Here is a 20,135-nt window from a genome sequence, read left to right as displayed (position 1 = left end):
CAGTAAATTTCTGAGAGTTTAGCTGAATTATGAAACAGTCCATTTTAGATAAATTAGACCATCTGCAAGATCGCTACGAAGAAGTGGGGGCTTTGCTTAGTGATGGTGGGGTGATCGCAGATCAAAACCGCTTTCGTGAATTATCTAAGGAATACGCCGAAATTGAGCCCGTCGTAAAATGTTATGAGCGCTACACCACTATTTTGGAAGATATCGAAGAAGCCAAAATGTTATTGAAAGATGGTGATGCCGATATGCGCGAAATGGCGCAGGAAGAGTTAAAAGAAGCTGAGTCTCAGTTGGAGCCAATGGAGCTTGAGTTGCAAAAACTTTTGCTACCGAAAGATCCAAATGATGATAAAAACGTATTCTTGGAAATTCGTGCGGGAACCGGTGGTGACGAGGCGGCAATCTTTTCCGGCGATTTGTATCGTATGTACAGCAAGTATGCCGAAGCTCGTGGTTGGCGAGTAGAGATTATGAGTCAAAATGAGGGTGATCATGGTGGCTTTAAAGAAATCATTACCCGGGTTTCAGGTCAGGGTGTTTATTCTCAGTTGAAGTTTGAATCCGGCGCTCACCGAGTACAGCGTGTACCAGAAACAGAATCGCAAGGCCGTGTCCACACTTCAGCTTGTACTGTGGCGGTAATGCCAGAAGCTGATGAAACCGAAGAGGTTAATATCAATAAGGGCGATTTGCGTATCGATACGTTTCGAGCCTCCGGCGCCGGCGGTCAGCACGTGAACAAAACCGATTCGGCTATTCGTATCACCCACATTCCAACCGGTGTGGTCGTGGAGTGTCAGGATGAGCGTTCTCAGCATAAAAACAAGGCTCGAGCCATGTCTTTGTTAGCAGCGCGTTTAAACAATGCTCAAGCTGAGAGGGCTGCCCAAGAAATTGCCGATGAGCGTCGTAATTTGGTGGGCAGTGGTGATCGCTCTGAGCGAATTCGCACTTATAACTACCCGCAAGGTCGGGTGACTGACCATCGTATTAATCTGACTCTATACAAGTTGGCAGAGGTTATGGAAGGGCGCCTGGACGATGTGGTGCAGCCTTTGGTGAATGAATACCAAGCTGATCAGTTGGCAGCTTTGGCTGAATAATTTTGGTTTAAAAACTTTAGTTGAGGCTGATTTTGAACAGCATTGCCGAACTGCTGAATAGTGCTCGCCAGCAGTTGCTCAATAGTGATACGGCTCAGCTCGACGTGGAGCTGCTCTTATGCCATTGCCTGGAGTGTGAGCGCAGTTATTTATTTACATGGCCCGAAAAGCAATTGAGTGATCAGCACAATGAGCACTTTCAGAAGTTGCTAGAGCGACGCATTGCTGGTGAGCCGGTCGCTCACATTATTGCAAAGCGAGACTTCTGGGATCTGACTCTCGAAGTAAATAGCAGCACCTTAATCCCTAGGCCTGATACTGAAACTTTAGTGGAGCAGGCCCTAGATTACTTTCCTAGTGGCGCTGCAGCAGCTCTAGATTTAGGCACCGGAACTGGAGCGATTGCTCTAGCCTTGGCGAGCGAATGGCCGTCTTGCAAATTATTAGCCGTCGATTTGAATGCTGAGGCCGTGGCCTTAGCCGAACGAAATCGGGTGGCGAATAACATTCAAAATGTGCGCTTTTTACAGAGCTCTTGGTTTGCTGAAATAGACCCGGGTTCTCGTTTCAATTTAATTGTTAGCAACCCTCCTTATATTGATCCTATAGATCCCCACCTTCAGGAGGGGGATGTTCGTTTTGAACCTTTGTCGGCCTTGATTGCAGGTGATGGGGGGATGGCGGACTTAAAGCTGATTGTTCAGCAGGCGCCACATTACTTAGACTCTGGCGGTTATCTATTGTTGGAGCATGGTTATCAGCAGGCTGCATTGGTGCGTGAGTTGTTATCTCTGCAAGGTTTTGTAGATGTAGCAAGTCGCGAAGATATTGCCGGGCATGAGCGAATCAGTTTTGCGCGTTGGCCATAGAGCTTGCTCGCTCGGGCTATAGAATGGAATTTCTGTTTTCGGCATAAGCTTTGTTGAGCAATTTGAGTTCGCGAGCGTGAAGTTAATTTGACTATCAATGGTACAAGCTAATGAACGATGAACAGTTACTGCGCTACAGTCGCCATATTTTATTGCCTGAGATTGATATCGCAGGGCAGCAAAAGTTATTGACTTCACATGTCGCCATTGTCGGTTTGGGTGGTTTAGGCTCGCCTGTGGCGATGTACTTGGCGGCGGCAGGTATTGGGCAGCTAAGCTTGTTTGATTTTGATGTGGTGGAGCTCAGTAATTTGCAACGTCAAATTGCCCATCGCTTTAGTAGCATTGGTAAAACCAAGGTTTCTTCTGCTGCTGCAACTATTCGTGATTTAAATGCCGATGTTCAAGTGCATGAAATCAATGCCAGTCTTTCAGCTGAATCTTTTGCTGAACATTTTGCTGCGGTGGATTTGGTGTTGGATTGCACAGATCGATTTTCTTCTCGCTTTGCGATAAACCAAGCTTGTGTGAAAACTAAAAAGCCTTGGGTGTCAGCTTCGGCTATTGCTATGGATGGTCAGTTGCTGACCTTTGATCCTGCGCTGAAGAGCTCGCCTTGTTACGCCTGTCTTTACGATGATGATGGTGACGAGGGGCGTCGTTGTGCAGAAGAGGGGGTGCTATCACCTTTATTGGGGGTGATTGGTAGCATGCAAGCGTTGATGGCATTGCGAAGCGTGCTGGAAGGGCCGCTTGCTGTTGGGGAAATGAAGCGCTTTGATGCCAGGGATTTAAGTTGGCAAAGTTTGCGTTTGCCTAAAAAAGCAAATTGCTGTGTTTGCTCGGTGTGAGTTTTCGCAAGCTTAAACGGCGAGCTTGCGAATTTTGTCGAGTTGGTGGATCAATAGTCTTCCGCTGCTGCGGCCGATCCAGCCTTGGTCTCGCCAGGGCTTTAACTCCCTTTGTACGCTTTGCCGTGTAGCACCTAGCATGTTGCCTATGTCGGTCTGCGATAGTGGAATGTTAATACTGATGCCGTCTTTTTCCTGTTTGCCGTGTCGCTCGGCAGCATCAACAATTAAGGTTGCTAGGCGTTGCTTTAAGCTGGCTTGTGAAAGTGATTCCACTTGTCCAAGTAGGCTGCTTATGATGGCGCAAAGTTTCTGGGTGAGTTGTGGGAATATTTCCGGATGTTGCTGGCTTAAGTCAAAAAAATCATTTTGGCTTAGGCTACGCACAATGGTATTGCCCCTTGCTACGGCATTAAAGCCGCGCTTAGCCTCTTTGGTGAGCAGGGGTATTTCGCCAAAGCATTCTCCGGGGCCATGAAAGGTGGCTAGATATTCTTCGCCTTCTTTATTGCTCCGCTTTAAGACTATCAGTCCGCTTTGGACTTGAAATAGTGCTTGGGCTTGATCGCCGGGTTGATAAAGTGGCTCGCCATTTTGCAGTTCGCGGCGTTGCATTCGCTGTTTTATTTTTTCTTGTACAGCTTGGGGGAGCTCTTCTATCCAGTCGTGCCCGCGATAAAAGTGAGACATGATTAATTTTCGTCTGGGCGCAGTAATCCAACCTGTAAAACCGTTCTCATTACTTGCCCTTGTCGAATAAAATCGATATTGATCAGGCTGCCCGGGCGCAGGCGGCTGGTGGCCTGTTCTGGTGCAGGATTGCTCGCGCTAAGAGGGATGTCGTTGATGCTGGTGATGTAGTCGCCAAGTTGTAAGCCCGCTTGCTCGGCTGGGCTACCTGGTGTAATGCTGGTTACAAATATACCGTCGTTGTTGACTAGCCCGCCTGAAGCTGCGGCGGCTGCGCTTAATCTATCGGCGCCAAAACCGAGCCAGCCGCGAACTACATAACCATATTGAACGATGTCATCGAGGGCATACATGGCGTAATCAGCAGGAATGGCGAAGCTAATTCCAGTGGCGTTCTCATTGTTGAGAATGGCGGTACTGATGCCGACTAATTTTCCATAGGCGTCGATCACGGCGCCGCCGGAGTTGCCGGGGTTTACGGCGGCATCGGTTTGAAAAAAGTATGTGTAGGGGCTTAGCTGCTTTAGGCCTCTATCGGTAGCGCTGATAATGCCTTGGCTCACTGTTTGCCCAACCCCCCAGGGGTTGCCGATTGCCAGTACAACATCGCCAATTTGCATTTCTTCGGAACGTCTCACCTGTAGAGGTTTAAGGTTTTCTTTGTTTACCTTTAATACGGCTAGATCACTTTTGGGGTCGGTGCCTACCAATTCGGCATATTCCGTGCTGCCATCGAAAAACTGTACTTGGATTTCGTTGGCGCTCTCAATGACGTGGTAGTTGGTTAAGATGTAGCCATCTTCAGAGGCGACAACGCCTGATCCGAGTGGGCTGTTATTTCTTATATTATTGTGCTGCTGAAATAAGGGGTCGTTAAGTAGTGGGTGATCCCTAAAGTTGCGCTTTTGGTTGGTGCTAATATTGACTACGCCAGGGGCTGCTATTCGAACTGCGCGGGAATAAGATGCGGGGCCTTGCTGATCTATCTGCTGCTGGGTGCCAAGCTGAAAAAAGCTGGGTTGGCGAAGTTGGGGGAATAAAAGCAACAGAGCCGCAGCGATGATTATCCCAGCGAATACTGGTAAACCTACAAAATCCAGCAGCTTTTTCAAGTTCGCCATTCCCCCAAACGCTTCTACTTAGGCTTTTTCTTCTTCTTTTGGCTCGCTGTCGCTTTCTTCCGGCTTGCTGTCAGCGGTTTTGTCTAGGCCAAAGTCTTCGCTCAAAGTGCCCTTATCTCCCGGGTTTTTAGGGGCCCAGTCTTTAGGTTGTTCTTGCAGCTCGCCCATTGCTTGGCTTTCTAGCGCGGGTTGGCTGGTGCCTGCTTCTAGAATCTGGCGGCTAACATCAGGGTTGGATAACTTCAGGGCGCTATTGGCAAGGTGCTCATGCACGGCCTTATAGCTTTGATTCATGTCGTTAACCAAAGATGCGGTTTCAGCGAAGTGTTCGGCTACTTCATGCTGGTAGTCACGCTGTTCTTCTTTTAGCTGCTCTAGTTCTTCTTTAATAGTCTCTGCGGCTTTGCTTTGTTGGCTGGTGCTGCGGCCAATGGCTAGGCCAATAATGCCGCCGGCAATCAACATGCCCACGCCAGTAATAATTAGGTGGCTCAGTTCAAACTCAGTCACGGATGGTCTCCTTAACAAACAACGGTGGCAGTTGGGCTGTTAAAGTTTGCCCCTGCTAATATCTATTATATAGGATAAATGGTCGCTGTGTGGATCTGGACTTTGGTGGTATCACGCTTCTTTACATACGCTATTGCGGCTTGCTTCTATGTTGATGGCTGGTTAAAGTGGCGCGGTTTTGCTATCGCCCTTCGGAAGTAGAGATATGAGTAGCCCTATAGAGCGCTATCAGCGCGACCTTAAGAGAGATGATTTTCGTCATGATCCTGCCCAGGCGATGGCAGTGGATCATTTGCAGGATCTCTATGAGCGCTTAACAGCTAAGCCTGTTGCGGCTAAAAAGCCCGGATTGATGTCTAAATTGCTGGGACGCAAGAAAGAATCTTTAGGGCCTGAGAAAGGCTTATACTTCTGGGGTGGTGTTGGTCGTGGTAAGACCTACCTGATGGATAACTTCTATGAGTCTCTGCCTTTTGAAAATAAAATGCGGGTGCACTTCCATCGTTTTATGCGCCGCGTCCATCAAGAGCTGAAAACCTTGCCGGGCGAAAAGAATCCCCTTGAAATCGTAGCGAACCGATTGGCTAAAGAGGCTCGTGTTATCTGCTTCGATGAATTCTTTGTTTCCGATATTACCGATGCAATGATTCTGGGTAATCTGATGCAGGGTTTGTTCTCTCGCGGTGTTACTTTGGTGGCCACCTCCAACATTGTTCCTGATGGTCTATATAAAGATGGCCTGCAGCGTGCGCGGTTCTTGCCAGCTATTGCCATGCTTAATGAGCATACTTTGGTGGTCAATGTAGACGGTGGTGTTGATTACCGTCTGCGAGCCTTAGAGCAAGCCGAGCTTTTTCATCACCCTTTAGATGAAGAGGCGGATATTAGTTTGCGGCGCAGCTTCGAGGGTTTGGCGCCTGATTTGGAAGAGGCTCGTGCCAATGTGCCCTTGGAGATCGAGGGTCGTGAAATCATGGCGCGCTTCGAATCAGAGGATGTGGTCTGGTTTGACTTTATGGCGCTCTGTGACGGTCCTCGCTCCCAGAATGACTATATTGAGCTGGCTCGCGAATACCATGCTGTATTGCTTTCGGATGTGCCTCAGTTGGGGCGTGAGACCGATGATCAGGCTCGTCGCTTCATTAATCTAGTTGATGAATTTTATGATCGCAGTGTGAAGCTGATCATCTCTTGTGAGGTACCTTTAGAGCAGATCTACGCTGGTGGCCACTTAAGTTTTGAGTTTGATCGCACGGTGAGTCGTCTGCTGGAGATGCAGAGTCACGATTATTTGGCGTTGCCGCATAAGCCTTAGTTCTTGTTTAGGTGTTATGCAGGACTGACCGCCTGTTAGGGGTAGGGGCTACTTTGTTGGGGGCGCAAAAAACAGCATCCATGCTAGCTCACCTCCTCCTCCGAGTCGGAGATGCCCCAACAAAGTAGCCCCTACCCCTAACATTCTGCATTTGCGATATTTTAGTTTTCTTTGATCTTTCGGCGCGTTGACTCAATGAGTTTGCGGTGTTTTTGCGCACTAAACTCAAAGGATTGGTTGTATGTATGAATATGTAGCCTGTTGAGGGGAGCAGTTGCTATGCTGGGGCATCTCCGACTCGGAGGAGGAGGTGAGCTTGGATGGATCCAGTTTTTTGCGCCCCCAGCATAGCAACTGCTCCCCTCAACAGGCGGTCGGGCTTCTTGGGATGTAATAAGTTTGGGAGTTTTGCTTGCTTTTTGCTCACCCCCGCTATAGAATCCGCGCTCCATTTTTGTGGCTCCCTGATTCGCCCTTTGTGAATAGGCGCTGCAAACCGAAACCCTAAAAGGCAGATATAACATGAAGACATACAGTGCCAAGCCCGAAACCGTCCAGCGCGACTGGTACGTGATCGACGCTGAAGGTAAGACCCTAGGCCGCATGGCCGTGGCGATTGCCGACCGTTTACGCGGTAAGAACAAGCCTGAGTTTACCCCTCACGTTGATACTGGCGATTACATCGTTGTAATCAATGCTGAAAAAGTACAAGTGACTGGTAATAAGGCTAAGAACAAAATCTACCATAGCCACACTGGCTACCCTGGTGGTTTGAAGTCTATCAGCTTTGAAAAGTTGATCGAGAAGGCTCCTGAGCGCACAATCCAGAGCGCTGTTAAGGGTATGTTGCCAAAAGGTCCTCTAGGCCGTGCAATGTTCAGCAAGTTGAAAGTATATGCTGGTGCCGAGCATCCGCATACTGCACAGCAACCCAAAGAACTGGACGTATAAGGAATAAAGACAATGGCAGCTACACAATATTACGGCACAGGCCGTCGCAAAACTTCCACTGCTCGTGTTTTTATCTCTCAGGGCACTGGTAAAATTTCTGTTAATGGTCGCGCTATCGAAGATTACTTTGGTCGTGAAGTGGCTCGCATGATCGTGCGTCAGCCGTTAGAGATCACTGATAATGTTGAGACTTTCGATGTTACTGTTACCGTTAAAGGCGGTGGTAGCTTCGGTCAGGCAGGTGCGATTCGCCATGGTCTGACTCGTGCATTGATGTCCTACGACGAAGGCTTGCGTCCAACTCTGCGTGAAGCAGGTTACGTTACTCGCGATTCTCGTGAGGTTGAGCGTAAGAAAGTTGGTCTACGTAAAGCACGTAAGAAGCCACAGTTCTCCAAGCGTTAATTCGCTGGCCGAGCTGGCTTTCGAAAAACCCAGGCTGCTTCAGTCTGGGTTTTTTTATGGGTTTAGAAAGGCTGTAACCCTCATTTTGGTGTCATTCAAATGGCCAGTGGGTCGCAAATTGATTGATATTGATCGGTTTTTGTCTCGAAGTGGCGAGGCAGTCACAAATTGACCTGCTATTCTTGTTGGGCGCATTAGAAGTCGCTTGCATGACATCTGAGCAGAAACATTAGCTGCGAATGATCTTGGTCAGAACTTCTGGGAAAAATATAGCTAAAGCCTTGAAAAACAGGCGGTTATCCTTGTCAGTTCAACGCAATTTCTATACCATGTGTCAATTTTTAAAATCACACCATAAGCACAGAATCAACCGTAAACCTTTGTAATTCAATCAGTTACTGCCTGCAGTACTGGAATGGGAGAAGATCGTCATGAGCAATGGCGGAGTGAACGAAGGGCGTCGCCGCTTCTTAACCGCTGCTACCTGCGTTGTAGGTGGTGCCGGAGCAGTGGGTGTTGCCGTACCTTTTGTTGGGTCCTGGAATCCGAGCGCTAGAGCGAAAGCTGCTGGTGCCCCGGTTAAATATAATCTAAGCAAGCTTGAGCCTGGTCAAATGGTCACCGTAGAGTGGCGTGGCAAGCCGGTTTATGTCGTGCGTCGTACTCAGGAAGTCCTTGATGACCTGAAAACCGTCGACGGCCTATTGCGTGATCCAAATTCTACAGAGTCGGTGCAGCCGCCTTATGCAGATAATGAGGCTCGCTCAATTAAACCGGAATTCCTAGTATTGCTAGGCTTGTGTACTCACTTGGGCTGCGCCCCAATGTACCGCCCTGAAGTTGGCGCAGCTGACTTGGGTGGCGATGAGTGGAAAGGCGGTTTCTTCTGCCCTTGTCACGGTTCTAAGTTTGACTTAGCTGGCCGTGTTTACCAGGGTGTGCCTGCTCCGATCAACCTAGAAGTCCCGCCATACCGCTTTGATAGCGATGCGGTGATTACTATCGGTTTGGACCAGGAGGCCTAATTGATGAATATGTTAGTGAATCTGTGGAACTGGATCGACGCTCGCCTACCTGTGCAGCGTGCCTGGGATACCCACATGGGCAAATATTATGCCCCGAAAAACTTTAACTTCTGGTACTTCTTCGGTGTTTTATCACTGTTGGTTTTAGTTAACCAGTTGTTGACCGGCATTTGGTTGGTTATGTTCTTTGAGCCCAGTGCCGATGGTGCATTTGCTTCTGTAGAGTACATCATGCGTGATGTCGATTACGGTTGGCTCATCCGCTATATGCACTCCACCGGGGCCTCGGCTTTCTTTGTGGTGGTCTATCTGCATATGTTCCGTGGCTTATTGTACGGCTCGTACAAGGCTCCGCGTGAGCTAGTGTGGATCTTTGGTATGGCGATCTACCTAATCTTGATGGCTGAAGCCTTTATGGGTTACGTATTGCCTTGGGGTCAGATGTCCTACTGGGGCGCCCAGGTAATTGTATCTTTGGCTGGCGCTATTCCGGTGGTTGGTGAAGACCTAGTGCAGTGGGTACGTGGTGATTACTTGATCTCCGGCGCTACCTTGACTCGCTTCTTCTCCTTGCACGTAATTGCATTGCCTATCGTATTGTTGCTGTTGGTGGTATTGCACCTGCTAGCGCTACACGAAGTGGGTTCAAACAACCCAGACGGCGTTGAGATCAAGAAGAACAAAGACGAAAACGGTATTCCAAAAGACGGCGTTCCTTTCCACCCGTTCTACACCGTTCACGACCTAATCGGTATTTCCGTATTCTTGTTCGTGTTCTGTTTCGTAATCTTCTTCATGCCGGAAATGGGCGGTTTCTTCTTGGAGTACGCTAACTTCGAAGAAGCAAACAACTTGAAGACTCCGCCGCATATTGCGCCGGTATGGTACTTCACCCCGTTCTACGCCATCTTGCGAGCGGTAACCTTCGATATTGGGCCTTTGAGTTCCAAGTTCTTAGGTTTGGTTGCCATGGGCGCAGCGATTGCTATCTTGTTTGTGTTACCTTGGTTGGATAAGTCGCCAGTTAAGTCTATGCGTTACAAGGGTAACTTCAGTCGCATCGCACTATTGGTATTCGCAGCTTCTTTCGTAATCTTGGGTTACTTAGGCGTTAAGGCCCCAACTCCGGGTCGTACTATCCTGGCTCAGATTTGTACCGTTATCTACTTTGCTTACTTTATCGCTATGCCGTTCTGGACGGCTCGTGAGAAGTGTCAGCCAGAGCCAGATCGTGTACAGATGAAAGGCTTGCCTGCACCACTGGTTTGGGGTGGTTTCATCCTATTCTTAGTGCTCACCATTGTGCCGATTAAGGCTGTAGGTGCTGGTGGTGAGAAATCTTGTGGCGCTATCGATTGTTATGAAATGACTCCGGATCTACACGATAAAGAGTCTTTGCAGAACGGTGCTAAGTGGTTTATCAACTACTGCATGGGTTGTCACGAAGCGAGTTTCTCTCGCTATGGCCGCGTAGCAGATGATTTAGGTATTGATCGCGAGTTAATGCGTGAGCAGATGGTTTTTGATGGCTCCGCAGTGGGTTCATTAATGACGAACTCAATGGATCCTGACAAATCTAAAAAGTGGTTTGGTGCGACTCCTCCAGATTTGACTTTGGTAGCACGTGCTCGTAACCCGCAGTGGTTATACACCTACATGCTGACTTTCTATAAAGATGATAGTCGCCCAACAGGTGTAAACAACCGTACTTTTGACAAGGTTGCAATGCCTCATGTAATGCTGGAAATGCAAGGCTTGCAAGAATGTGCACCTGGTCCAGTTTACGATCATGGCAAGCCACGTCGCGACCCAATCACTGGCGATCCAATTATGGAAGACCCTTGTGGTACGCTGAAAGTGGGTGCAGTTAAAGGTACCATGAGCCCAGAAGAGTATGAAAAGGCCGTTTACGACCTAGTTAACTTCTTGGAATATGTTGCTGAGCCTGCGGCACTAGATCGTGAGCGCATTGGTATTTATGTATTGCTGTTTATCCTAGTATTGTTCGTATTTGTTTACTTGCTGAACCGCGAGTACTGGCGCGACATTCACTAGAATCCCAAAAAGGATTTTACAGCTACCGGGCGGTCCTCTTTTAGAGGCCCGCCCGTTCGTTTTTTTTATAGTTTGAAGATAGAGGTGGAATAATGGCAGTTGGCGTAGGCGCAAAACGCTCCTCCATGACATATTTTTCGGATGCTAGGAATCACTATAGCCACCGAGTACGTATTGTTTTGGCCGAAAAAGGTGTATCGGTTGATATCATTGATGTTGATCCGGACAACAAGCCTGAAGAACTGGCTGACCTGAACCCATACAACGATTTGCCTACCTTGGTTGATCGTGACCTGTCCTTGTATGAATCAAAAGTAATGATGGAGTACTTAGATGAGCGTTTTCCTCATCCTCCACTGTTGCCGGTTTACCCAGTAGCGCGTGCACAAAGCCGTTTGTGGATGCACCGCATTGAGAAAGATTGGAGTCCAAAGGTGGACGAAATTCTTTCTGGTAAAAACAAAGAGGCCGCGGCAAAAGCGCGTAAAGATCTTAAAGATAGCTTATTGGCGATTGCTCCGATCTTTTCAGAAATGCCATTCTTCATGAGTGAAGAATTTACTTTGGTAGATTGCTGCTTGGCACCGATTTTGTGGCGTTTGGATTTATTGGAAATCAAATTGCCATTAACTAAGCAAACCCAGCCTTTGCATGACTACATGGGGCGTTTGTTTGAGCGTGAAGCTTTCCAGGAAAGCTTGTCTGAACTAGAGCGCGAGATGCGTGGCTAGAGGTTTAGATTTATGAGCATGAGCAGTAGTCGTCCTTATATGGTGCGTGCCCTGTATGAATGGATTGTCGATAATGAGTGCACCCCCCATGTGCTTGTTAGCGCCTATGCCGAAGGCACTGAAGTACCTCAGCAGTATGTTAATGAGGATGGCTTGGTGGTTTTAAATATCTCTCCAACCGCTGTAAGTGGCTTGGCAATGGATAATGAGGCCTTGAGCTTTGGTGCACGCTTTGGTGGTGTGCCTACCGATATCTTTGTGCCATATAGCGCAGTGCTTAGAATTTATGCTCGTGAAAACGGCCAGGGTTTAGTGTTTGAGCCAGAAGCGGATCCGAGTCCAGAGCCGCCGAAGCCTAGCAAGCCTGATGATTCAGGAGCTAAGCGCCCAAGCTTGAAGGTAGTGAAGTAAAATTCACGCCCGGGGCAGACACAAAAAAGCCGAACATGATGTTCGGCTTTTTTGTGTCTGCCCCAGGCGTTTATAAGGAGTTTATCCGCAATGATCTTTAACAGCCTGCTCTGCAGTTTTACGCTGCTTATCCATTTGCTCTTTACTTAGCACAGTCAGCTCGCCGTTTTCATCTTTTAGTCGCACTCGATTATTGCGGTTCAAAATCTCTAAGTTGCGTTTGGCGGTATTGCAAACCTCGGGGTTCTTAATGGGTTGTGGGGCTGCCTGAGTCGTTTCTTCCTCGGGCTTTTCTTCTTTTTCTTTGGCGGCTTGATTGGGGGGAGGGGTGCCTCGGCCAGTGTAGGTATTCACCACTTCGGCCTGCTGCCCTTTTGGTGGCCGCTCGCTGTAATGGGTTACGCCATCTTTATCGACCCATTTATAGAATTTCTTTGCGGCATGGGCGTCGTTGCTCATAACGGCGGTGACCAAAAAGCAGCTGGTGATGAGGGCTGCTGATATCAACTTGGTTATATATGGCATGCTGGTAGATCCCTTTCAAATACTGCAGCTATTATAAGGCTGAAAGCTGTCCCTTGGCTAAACTTAGTGCTCAACAAGGTTATTCTAAGACAGGCGGGCTAGTCTATTCTTAGAAATTGATCATATTGGGTGAATTTTTGTGCTAAAGGCTCTATAGACCATCGAACATCTTGACTTTAGCTTAGACTTGTCCAGAATTAAGCTTACGCAAGATGGGTGTAGATCCTGGCTGTAACCTCAGCAAATAAAACTCCGCCATCATGGAGTTACAAGCATCTACCCGAGCAAGCCAACCGTTTGCAAAACCATCCTCACCGCGGGGGTGTATCAACCGATACGTCCTCCCTGGATCCGTGCACTAACCTGTGACGGACATAAAAGGGCGATAGATAAATTTATCAGTCTGGCTACTTTGTGTAGAACCGGGCTCGTTGTGTTTTGATAATTCTTAAGGAGAATTCAAGTGGAAATGCTATCCGGCGGCGATATGCTGGTACGCTCCTTACAAGATCAGGGTGTTGAATACGTATTCGGCTATCCTGGCGGTTCTGCCCTACATATTTATGATGCCATCTTCCGCAACAAAGCGGTCAAGCACATTCTCGTACGCCATGAGCAGGCGGCGACTCATGCGGCTGATGGTTACGCTCGCGTCACGGGTAAGGCGGGTGTGGTACTGGTCACCTCTGGCCCTGGTGCTACCAATGCAATTACCGGTATTGCTACGGCCTATATGGACTCCACTCCAATGGTAGTCATTTCAGGTCAGGTGCCGAGCGAGAAAATTGGTGAAGATGCTTTCCAGGAAACCGATATGGTGGGTGTGTCCCGGCCTATCGTGAAGCACAGCTTCCTGGTGAAAGACCCAGCTGAGATTCCTGAGATTGTTAAAAAAGCGTTTTACATTGCTGAAACTGGTCGCCCTGGCCCGGTAGTTATTGATGTGCCTAAGGATGTGACCAGTCCGGCGGAAACTTTCCCGTATGAATACCCCAAGAAGGTAAAAATCCGCTCCTATTTCCCGGCGGAAAAAGGCCACAGCGGTCAAATTAAAAAAGCCATTCAGTTACTGTTAGAAGCTCGTCGCCCGGTAATTTATTCCGGTGGTGGTGTTGTTCTCGGAGATGCTTCTAAGCAGCTTAGAGAGTTGGCTCGCAAGCTGAACTATCCTGTGACCAATACCTTGATGGGCTTGGGTGCTTTCCCTGGAACCGATAAGCAGTTCCTGGGGATGTTGGGAATGCATGGTACTTTTGAAGCCAACACCGCTATGCATCACGCCGATGTCATCTTGGCTATTGGGGCGCGTTTTGATGACCGCGTGACCAATACCCCAGAGAAGTTCTGTCCGGGTGCCAAGATTATTCATATTGATATCGATCCGGCCTCTATCTCAAAAACCATTCAAGCCGATATTCCTATTGTGGGTTCAGTGCAGAGCGTCTTGAATGAAATGCTGGAGTTGTTGGCGCAGAGCAAGGAAAGCCCAGATGAGCAGGCGCTAGCGGATTGGTGGCAGCAGATCGAAGATTGGCGTGGCCGTCACGGTTTGTACACTAAGAATCGTTTTGAAGAAACGGGGCAAATTAAGCCTCAAGAAGTGATTCAAGCACTGCACGAAGTCACTGGCGGTGATGCCATTATTACATCTGATGTGGGCCAACATCAGATGTTTACGGCCCAGTACTACCACTTTAATCGTCCCCGTCAGTGGGTGAATTCCGGTGGCCTTGGCACCATGGGCTTTGGTTTGCCAGCAGCTATGGGTGCACAGTTCGCCGAGCGTGATCAGCAGGTTGTTTGTGTTACTGGTGAAGGCTCAATCCAGATGTGTATTCAAGAGCTTTCTACCTGTACTCAGTATCATCTACCGGTGAAGATTATTTGCTTGAATAACCAGGCCTTGGGCATGGTACGTCAGTGGCAAGATTTGCATTACGATGGACGTTACTCTGAAAGCTTGTATGAGGAATCTCTCCCTGATTTTGAAAAGCTAATGGAAGCTTACGGTCATGTTGGTATTAAAGTAACCGAGCGTAGCGAGCTTAAGTCGAAGTTAGAAGAATGTTTCGCCATGAAAGATCGAGTGGTCTTTATGGACATTTATGTGGATCAATCCGAACACGTATATCCAATGCAGGTAGCTCCTAATGGTGCCATGCGCGATATGTGGTTGAGTAAGACGGAGCGCACCTAAAATGTCAGAGAAACAATCAAAACGTATTATCTCCCTATTGATGGAGAATGCTCCCGGTGCGCTATCGCGAGTTGTTGGTTTATTCTCACAGCGTGGTTATAACATTGAAACACTTAATGTTGCGCCAACCGACGATGCCAGTTTGTCGCGCTTGACGCTGACCACTATCGGTAGTGAGCACAATATTGAGCAGATCACAAAAAACCTTAATAAGCTGATTGATGTGGTGAAGCTGGTCGATTTGACCGAAGGTTCCCACATCGAGCGTGAGCTGATGCTGGTAAAAGTGAAGGCGACGGGTGCTTTGCGTGAAGAAGTAAAACGTTGCGTGGATATCTTTCGTGGTCAAATCGTTGATGTCACCAGCACTGTTTACACGATCCAAATCGTGGGCGCCTCTGATAAGCTGGATGCCTTTGTGCAGGCCGTTAGTGATGCTCAAATACTCGAAGTGGTTCGCTCGGGTGTTTCCGGTATTGCTCGCGGTGAAAAGGTCTTGAGCCTATAAAGATAGCTTTTCTATGAGTTGCCACAAAGCCTCGCACATGCGGGGCTTTTTTGTATCGGCTTTCATGCCAAGATCATTGTCACAGTTTGCCATCGCTTGGTTTGCCTTTACTCCTAAATATCTCTACATTAACTCGTTTAATCACTGAAAAACTAGGCTGCTCAATGCGTATCTCTCATTTTCTTTTAAGTGCTTTGTTTTTACTTGCTCCGCTAAGTTTTGCGGCAGAGCATGGCGAGCCCAAGAGTGACCCTTTTTACAGGGGAGCTGATGTGCAGCTTGAGATTGATGCCAAGCTGGCGCTGGCCAAGCGAGAAAATAAAAAACTGCTATTGGTCTTAGGTGCACAGTGGTGCCACGATACCCAGGGCTTATTGAGAAATTTTGATAAGCCCGAGTTGCAAAAGACTCTGCAAGTTCACTATGAAGTGGTTTTTGTGGATGTGGCTTATCTCAGTAAAGGTTTTGATGTGACCAAGCGATTCGGCTTGCCTATCTTTTATGGAACGCCAACAGTGATGGTGGTTGATCCTGAGACGGAAACTCTAATCAATCGTCCTTCAATGACACAGTGGTTAAGCGCCGATAGCGTTTCCTATACGCAGTACAAAAGGTACTTTGCAAAAATGTCATCACACGCAGTTGATGTTAAGTTAGAAGGCAGTAAGCGCTTGGCCGATTATCTATCGCAGATACAGCAATATGAGGAAGTTCAGGCTAAAAGAATCAAACTGGCTTATCAGCGCTTAGGCCCTGTTTTAGAAAATTACCAAGAGAACGGCGTGGACTTTTCTGAAAAAGAAGATAATGAATGGCGTGAGTTGGCTCGTTTTCGCTATGGGGTTCAAAAGCGCGCTGCAGAGTTTAGGCAGCAGGCGAGGGATGCCGTTAAAAATCAACAAGAGCTAGAGCTATCTTTCCCGTCCCATAAAAAGTTCTCCTGGGAGTAATACAGATTTGCATAGCAGAGGTATTTAGGCCTGTGCTATACAGCAGCGCTGCAACAGTGTTTCTCTAATCGCTCTGCTATTAAGGCAGAGCTTTACAGCTATTGGAAAAATACGGCCCTACCAACTGTCTTTGCTGCACAAGTTTGCCGTCTCTCAAATCCAGCATAAAAATATAGCGATACTCGCTGTGATCGATATTGCCTTCGTACTGTCCGCCCAATGCGCGAATTATCTCGCTCAAATGATTATGAGCCACTACTAAACTTGTGCCGCTTAGAGCGGCTAGCTGCTTAGCAAAATCCTGCTGGTTTTTGGGATCAAAGCTGAGCGCTGTTAATTTTTGCTGTGCGCTTACTGGGGCGGCGGTTTGTTGATTGCGTCGGTACTTACTGGCAAAGAGCCTATCCAGCTTTGTTTTGGAAAAAAACTGGGCGTAGTACTGGGCGCGACATTGGCCAGCTGCGGTTAATTCTGGGTCTTTACCTTTTTGCTTTTCAGCATGGCGTACAAAATAAATACTGTGATCGCCAATGGCAGCAGCCTGGTTGTTATAGCCAATTCCAATAAATAGGCTTGCAAGCAAGAGGCAGCGTTTTATTATCATCTTGATTATCCCAGTTCTTAGAGCGAAGACTTGGCAGTCTGCCTGCGCTTTATTGGGTTGTCTATATATGGCTCAGGCCTGTTTGTAAGCCGCTCAGGGCTGTTTGTAAGCCGCTCAGGGCTGTTTGTAAGCCGCTCAGGGCTGCCCTAGATCATCTAAATCGTAATTAGTCGCTTTTGGCTAATGAGAATCAGTCTGTCTTGGGGTAAGCTATGCGTCCGTTTTTAGTGATCTGTTGAGTGTTTACCATGTGGGCCAGAACCTTCACCATTGCCCTTAGCATTGTTGGCGCTATGTATTTGATGGCTTGTTCCGAGCCCAGTACTCAAGCATCGCAGTTACAAAAGAAAGTCGCTCTCGGTAGGGCGTTGTTTAATGATGTGCGTTTATCCAAAGATGGTCAGCAGGCTTGTGCGAGCTGCCATGATGCAAGTCGCGCTTTTATGGATGCTCGTCCTAATGTTTCAAGTCACCGCCGCGGCGAGCCGGGCGCAGTTTCGCTAGGGCAGGATGGCCAATCTTTAGGTGATATCAATACCCCTAGCATTGCCTATTTGGCCTTTGCGCCAGACTTTTTCTTCGACACCTCTGACCCAGAGGAATCGCTGTATAAAGGCGGTTTCTTTCTAAATGGGCGGGCAGCGTCCCTACATGAGCAAGCCAAGGGGCCTTTTGTAAATCCAGTAGAGATGCAAACCACGGTTGCTGAGCTGGCTGCTAAGGTGGAAATTTTCTACGCCGCTGATTTCGAGAAGATCTACGGGGCAGGCGTATTCGCCTCAGCGGGCCTGGCCTATAGCGCGATTAGTGATGCGCTAGTGGCCTTTGAGCGCAGCTCAGAATTTGCGAGTTTTGATTCAAAGTTTGATCGCGTTATGGCCGCCAAAGAGAGTTTTAGCGAGCAAGAGCAGCGAGGCTTCGAGTTATTTAAGGCCGAAGATAAGGGCAATTGCGCGGCTTGCCATACGGTGCCAGAGCCCGGAGCTAGCAAATCCGAGCGTTTATTTACCGATTTTACCTACGATAATCTTGGGGTGCCTGCCAACGAAGTAGTTCGCAGGCTAAACGGATTGGCTTCGGACTATCAAGATGAAGGCTTGCTCGCGAATCCTGTGGTAAGTGATGAGGGTTTGAAGGGGGCTTTTCGGGTAGTAAGCCTGCGCAACGTAGCCGTGACTGGCCCCTATATGCACAATGGTGTTTTTCGAGATTTAGCCACAGTAGTGCATTTTTATAATAGCCGTGACGTCGCGGGTGCGATAAACCCTGAAACCCACAAACCTTGGCGCGCAGCTGAAGTACAAAGCACCGCCAATCGCGAGGAGTTAGGTGATCTTGGCCTTTCTGATGATGAGGTGGAAGATATTGTCGCCTTTATGAAAACCTTAACAGATAGACGATACGAGGCCTTGCAGTAGCGGTGTCTTAGCTGTTTTGGGGCCTAAATAGTTGGCAGTTTGGTCTTGCCCGGCTGTTGAAAAGACAATTGGCGATTTCTGCTCTATGGAAAGCTCGGCAAGGGCTTTCTCCGGCGGCGGTTTGGTGTACAATCCGCGCCTTATTCTCTTTAACCCTCACCATACACAGCACAAAAAGGCTTGCCATGTTTGATAAAGACCAAACCATTGCCGCTTATGATCCAGAATTGTGGGCTTCTATCCAGTCAGAAGAAACCCGTCAGGAAGAGCATATCGAGCTAATCGCTTCTGAAAACTACACCAGCCCTATGGTTATGGCGGCCCAAGGCACCAAGTTGACCAATAAGTATGCCGAAGGCTATCCAGGCAAGCGCTACTACGGTGGCTGTGAATATGTTGATACTGCAGAAGCCCTAGCTATCGAGCGTGCAAAAGAGCTATTTGGTGCCGATTACGCCAATGTGCAGCCACACTCTGGCTCACAGGCGAACGCTGCTGTTTATCAAGCTTTGTGTGCTCCAGGTGACACAGTATTGGGTATGAGCTTGGCTCACGGTGGTCACTTAACCCACGGTGCTAAGGTTAACTTTTCCGGTAAGACTTACAACGCTATCCAGTATGGGCTGAACGCTGAAACTGGCGAAGTTGATTACGAAGAAGTTGAGCGTTTAGCGCTAGAGCATAAGCCTAAGATGATTGTGGCTGGCTTCTCGGCTTACTCGCAAATTATGGATTGGCAGCGTTTTCGCGATATCGCCGATAAAGTGGGCGCTTACTTATTTGTAGATATGGCTCACGTGGCCGGTTTGGTTGCTGCAGGTGTCTACCCTAATCCTGTTCAGATCGCTGATGTAACGACGTCTACCACCCACAAAACCCTACGTGGTCCACGTGGTGGCATTATCCTGGCTCGTGCCAATGAAGAGATCGAGAAGAAGCTAAATTCAGCTGTATTCCCTGGCGGCCAGGGCGGCCCATTGATGCATGTTATTGCCGCAAAAGCGGTGAGCTTTAAAGAAGCCATGAGCGATGAGTACAAAACTTATCAGCAGCAAGTGGTTAAAAATGCTCAGGCCATGGCCAAGACCTTTATCGAGCGTGGTATTAAGATTGTTTCTGGTGGCACTGAGAACCACCTGATGTTGGTTGATCTTATTGGTAAGGAATACACCGGTAAAGACGCTGATGAGGCTCTAGGTAACGCCAATATCACCGTTAATAAGAACTCGGTTCCGAATGATCCTCGTTCTCCATTTATCACCTCTGGTCTACGTGTAGGTACTCCGGCGATCACCACTCGTGGCTTTGCTGAAGAAGAAACCGTTCAGCTAACACATTGGATCTGTGATGTATTGGAATCGCTAGAAAACGGCAATTGCGAGCAGGTTATTGAAGAAGTGAAAGGCAAGGTATTGGCAATCTGTAAGGATTTCCCAGTATACGGCTAAGCTTTAAAGCGATGCTAATAGCGCCCAGTCGGCTTCGTCGTCTGGGCGTTTTTGTCTCTGCGATGCTGTTGTTTTTCTGTTTTGATACGCGGCTTAGCAAGCTTGTGCCGCTGCCGACTATTGAGGGAGCAATATGAATAGTAGCCAGCTTATCTGGTTGATAGGCTTTATCACTTATTTGCCTCTACACTTGGGCATGCCTCTGTTATTGGAATTGATTCGCAACGGTGCTTTGCCAGCGGGCTACCGCCGATACTTGTGGCAAGGGGCGCTCGTGACGCTCTTGGTCTTTGCTTTGGCCTACTATTTGAGTCAATTTGGCCTGTGGTGGGCCCTTTTATGTATCGCGCTGAGTATTCCCTTACCTTGGATACAGCTCGGTAAGATGCGTGAGCCTTAATTGTGCTATTATCCGGCCCGCCGATATAGCCTATGCCAA

At 48.2% G+C, this 20,135-nt stretch carries 21 protein-coding genes; 16 read left to right on the top strand and 5 right to left on the bottom strand.

Going from position 1 to position 20,135, the window contains the following annotated elements:
* Positions 1–29 precede the first annotated feature (29 nt).
* From prfA to Q1A41_RS08545, 3 genes are all read left to right on the top strand, one after another.
* On the top strand, positions 30–1,112 hold the full coding sequence (gene prfA, locus Q1A41_RS08555; RefSeq protein ID WP_299977204.1) for a peptide chain release factor 1: 1,083 nt from the start codon (positions 30–32) through the stop codon (positions 1,110–1,112).
* Positions 1,113–1,144: 32 nt separating this feature from the next.
* Entirely contained in the window at positions 1,145–1,981 is an 837-nt protein-coding gene (gene prmC, locus Q1A41_RS08550) for a peptide chain release factor N(5)-glutamine methyltransferase (protein WP_299977202.1), read from the top strand.
* A 110-nt stretch (positions 1,982–2,091) separates the two neighbouring features.
* Entirely contained in the window at positions 2,092–2,832 is a 741-nt protein-coding gene (locus tag Q1A41_RS08545; RefSeq protein WP_299977199.1) for a HesA/MoeB/ThiF family protein, read from the top strand.
* Between the two features lie 12 nt (positions 2,833–2,844).
* On the opposite strand, the gene Q1A41_RS08540 is transcribed toward Q1A41_RS08545, so the two are convergent.
* Genes Q1A41_RS08540 through Q1A41_RS08530 form a run of 3 tightly spaced genes read right to left on the bottom strand, consistent with a single transcriptional unit; the run spans position 2,845 to position 5,153 of the window.
* A complete protein-coding gene (locus Q1A41_RS08540) occupies positions 2,845–3,522 on the bottom strand; it encodes a Crp/Fnr family transcriptional regulator (protein WP_299977196.1) in 678 nt (225 codons plus the stop codon).
* 2 nt (positions 3,523–3,524) lie between these two features.
* Positions 3,525–4,643: a trypsin-like peptidase domain-containing protein gene (locus Q1A41_RS08535; protein WP_299977193.1), complete on the bottom strand. Its 1,119-nt coding sequence runs from the start codon at positions 4,641–4,643 to the stop codon at positions 3,525–3,527.
* 18 nt (positions 4,644–4,661) lie between these two features.
* A complete protein-coding gene (locus Q1A41_RS08530; RefSeq protein ID WP_299977190.1) occupies positions 4,662–5,153 on the bottom strand; it encodes a DUF1043 family protein in 492 nt (163 codons plus the stop codon).
* A gap of 205 nt (positions 5,154–5,358) precedes the next feature.
* Between Q1A41_RS08530 and zapE the strand changes: the two genes are divergently transcribed.
* From zapE to Q1A41_RS08495, 7 genes are all read left to right on the top strand, one after another.
* Positions 5,359–6,468 (top strand): cell division protein ZapE, encoded by a 1,110-nt coding sequence (gene zapE, locus Q1A41_RS08525; RefSeq protein ID WP_299977186.1) that lies wholly within the window; start codon positions 5,359–5,361, stop codon positions 6,466–6,468.
* Between the two features lie 522 nt (positions 6,469–6,990).
* On the top strand, positions 6,991–7,419 hold the full coding sequence (rplM, locus tag Q1A41_RS08520) for a 50S ribosomal protein L13 (RefSeq protein ID WP_299977183.1): 429 nt from the start codon (positions 6,991–6,993) through the stop codon (positions 7,417–7,419).
* A gap of 12 nt (positions 7,420–7,431) precedes the next feature.
* On the top strand, positions 7,432–7,824 hold the full coding sequence (rpsI, locus tag Q1A41_RS08515) for a 30S ribosomal protein S9 (RefSeq protein ID WP_299977180.1): 393 nt from the start codon (positions 7,432–7,434) through the stop codon (positions 7,822–7,824).
* Positions 7,825–8,255: 431 nt separating this feature from the next.
* Positions 8,256–8,849 carry a ubiquinol-cytochrome c reductase iron-sulfur subunit gene (petA, locus tag Q1A41_RS08510; protein ID WP_299977177.1) on the top strand — a complete coding sequence of 198 codons (594 nt, stop codon included), beginning with the start codon at positions 8,256–8,258 and terminating at the stop codon, positions 8,847–8,849.
* A gap of 3 nt (positions 8,850–8,852) precedes the next feature.
* Positions 8,853–10,904, top strand: a complete 2,052-nt coding sequence (locus Q1A41_RS08505) for a ubiquinol-cytochrome c reductase (protein WP_299977175.1) — start codon at positions 8,853–8,855, stop codon at positions 10,902–10,904.
* A gap of 92 nt (positions 10,905–10,996) precedes the next feature.
* Positions 10,997–11,635, top strand: a complete 639-nt coding sequence (locus Q1A41_RS08500; protein WP_299771279.1) for a glutathione S-transferase N-terminal domain-containing protein — start codon at positions 10,997–10,999, stop codon at positions 11,633–11,635.
* A gap of 12 nt (positions 11,636–11,647) precedes the next feature.
* Positions 11,648–12,046, top strand: a complete 399-nt coding sequence (locus Q1A41_RS08495) for a ClpXP protease specificity-enhancing factor (RefSeq protein WP_299977172.1) — start codon at positions 11,648–11,650, stop codon at positions 12,044–12,046.
* An 81-nt stretch (positions 12,047–12,127) separates the two neighbouring features.
* Here Q1A41_RS08495 and Q1A41_RS08490 read toward each other — a convergent pair whose 3' ends face one another.
* A complete protein-coding gene (locus Q1A41_RS08490; RefSeq protein ID WP_299977169.1) occupies positions 12,128–12,571 on the bottom strand; it encodes a DUF4124 domain-containing protein in 444 nt (147 codons plus the stop codon).
* A gap of 463 nt (positions 12,572–13,034) precedes the next feature.
* Here Q1A41_RS08490 and Q1A41_RS08485 point away from each other — a divergent pair, with 463 nt between their 5' ends.
* The 3 genes from Q1A41_RS08485 to Q1A41_RS08475 all read left to right on the top strand — a co-directional run bounded on the left by Q1A41_RS08485 (position 13,035) and on the right by Q1A41_RS08475 (position 16,226).
* Entirely contained in the window at positions 13,035–14,768 is a 1,734-nt protein-coding gene (locus Q1A41_RS08485) for an acetolactate synthase 3 large subunit (RefSeq protein WP_299977166.1), read from the top strand.
* 1 nt (position 14,769) lies between these two features.
* Positions 14,770–15,276: an acetolactate synthase small subunit gene (gene ilvN, locus Q1A41_RS08480; RefSeq protein WP_299771288.1), complete on the top strand. Its 507-nt coding sequence runs from the start codon at positions 14,770–14,772 to the stop codon at positions 15,274–15,276.
* Positions 15,277–15,440: 164 nt separating this feature from the next.
* A complete protein-coding gene (locus tag Q1A41_RS08475; protein WP_299977163.1) occupies positions 15,441–16,226 on the top strand; it encodes a thioredoxin family protein in 786 nt (261 codons plus the stop codon).
* A 79-nt stretch (positions 16,227–16,305) separates the two neighbouring features.
* Here Q1A41_RS08475 and Q1A41_RS08470 read toward each other — a convergent pair whose 3' ends face one another.
* Positions 16,306–16,830 carry a phosphoglycerate mutase family protein gene (locus tag Q1A41_RS08470; protein WP_299977160.1) on the bottom strand — a complete coding sequence of 175 codons (525 nt, stop codon included), beginning with the start codon at positions 16,828–16,830 and terminating at the stop codon, positions 16,306–16,308.
* 248 nt (positions 16,831–17,078) lie between these two features.
* Here Q1A41_RS08470 and Q1A41_RS08465 point away from each other — a divergent pair, with 248 nt between their 5' ends.
* From Q1A41_RS08465 to Q1A41_RS08455, 3 genes are all read left to right on the top strand, one after another.
* Complete coding sequence (locus Q1A41_RS08465) at positions 17,079–18,248, top strand: cytochrome c peroxidase (protein WP_299977157.1); 1,170 nt, start codon at positions 17,079–17,081, stop codon at positions 18,246–18,248.
* Positions 18,249–18,433: 185 nt separating this feature from the next.
* The gene (glyA, locus tag Q1A41_RS08460) at positions 18,434–19,696 is read left to right on the top strand and encodes a serine hydroxymethyltransferase (protein ID WP_299977154.1); all 1,263 of its coding nucleotides are present in this window, start codon (positions 18,434–18,436) and stop codon (positions 19,694–19,696) included.
* Positions 19,697–19,829: 133 nt separating this feature from the next.
* Positions 19,830–20,096: a hypothetical protein gene (locus Q1A41_RS08455; protein WP_299977151.1), complete on the top strand. Its 267-nt coding sequence runs from the start codon at positions 19,830–19,832 to the stop codon at positions 20,094–20,096.
* Positions 20,097–20,135: the final 39 nt, after the last annotated feature.

Source organism: uncultured Pseudoteredinibacter sp., from assembly GCF_947502065.1.
GTDB lineage: Bacteria > Pseudomonadota > Gammaproteobacteria > Pseudomonadales > Cellvibrionaceae > Pseudoteredinibacter.
Note: the sequence above shows the minus strand (reverse complement) of the source record. Positions and strands in the feature narration are given on the sequence as shown.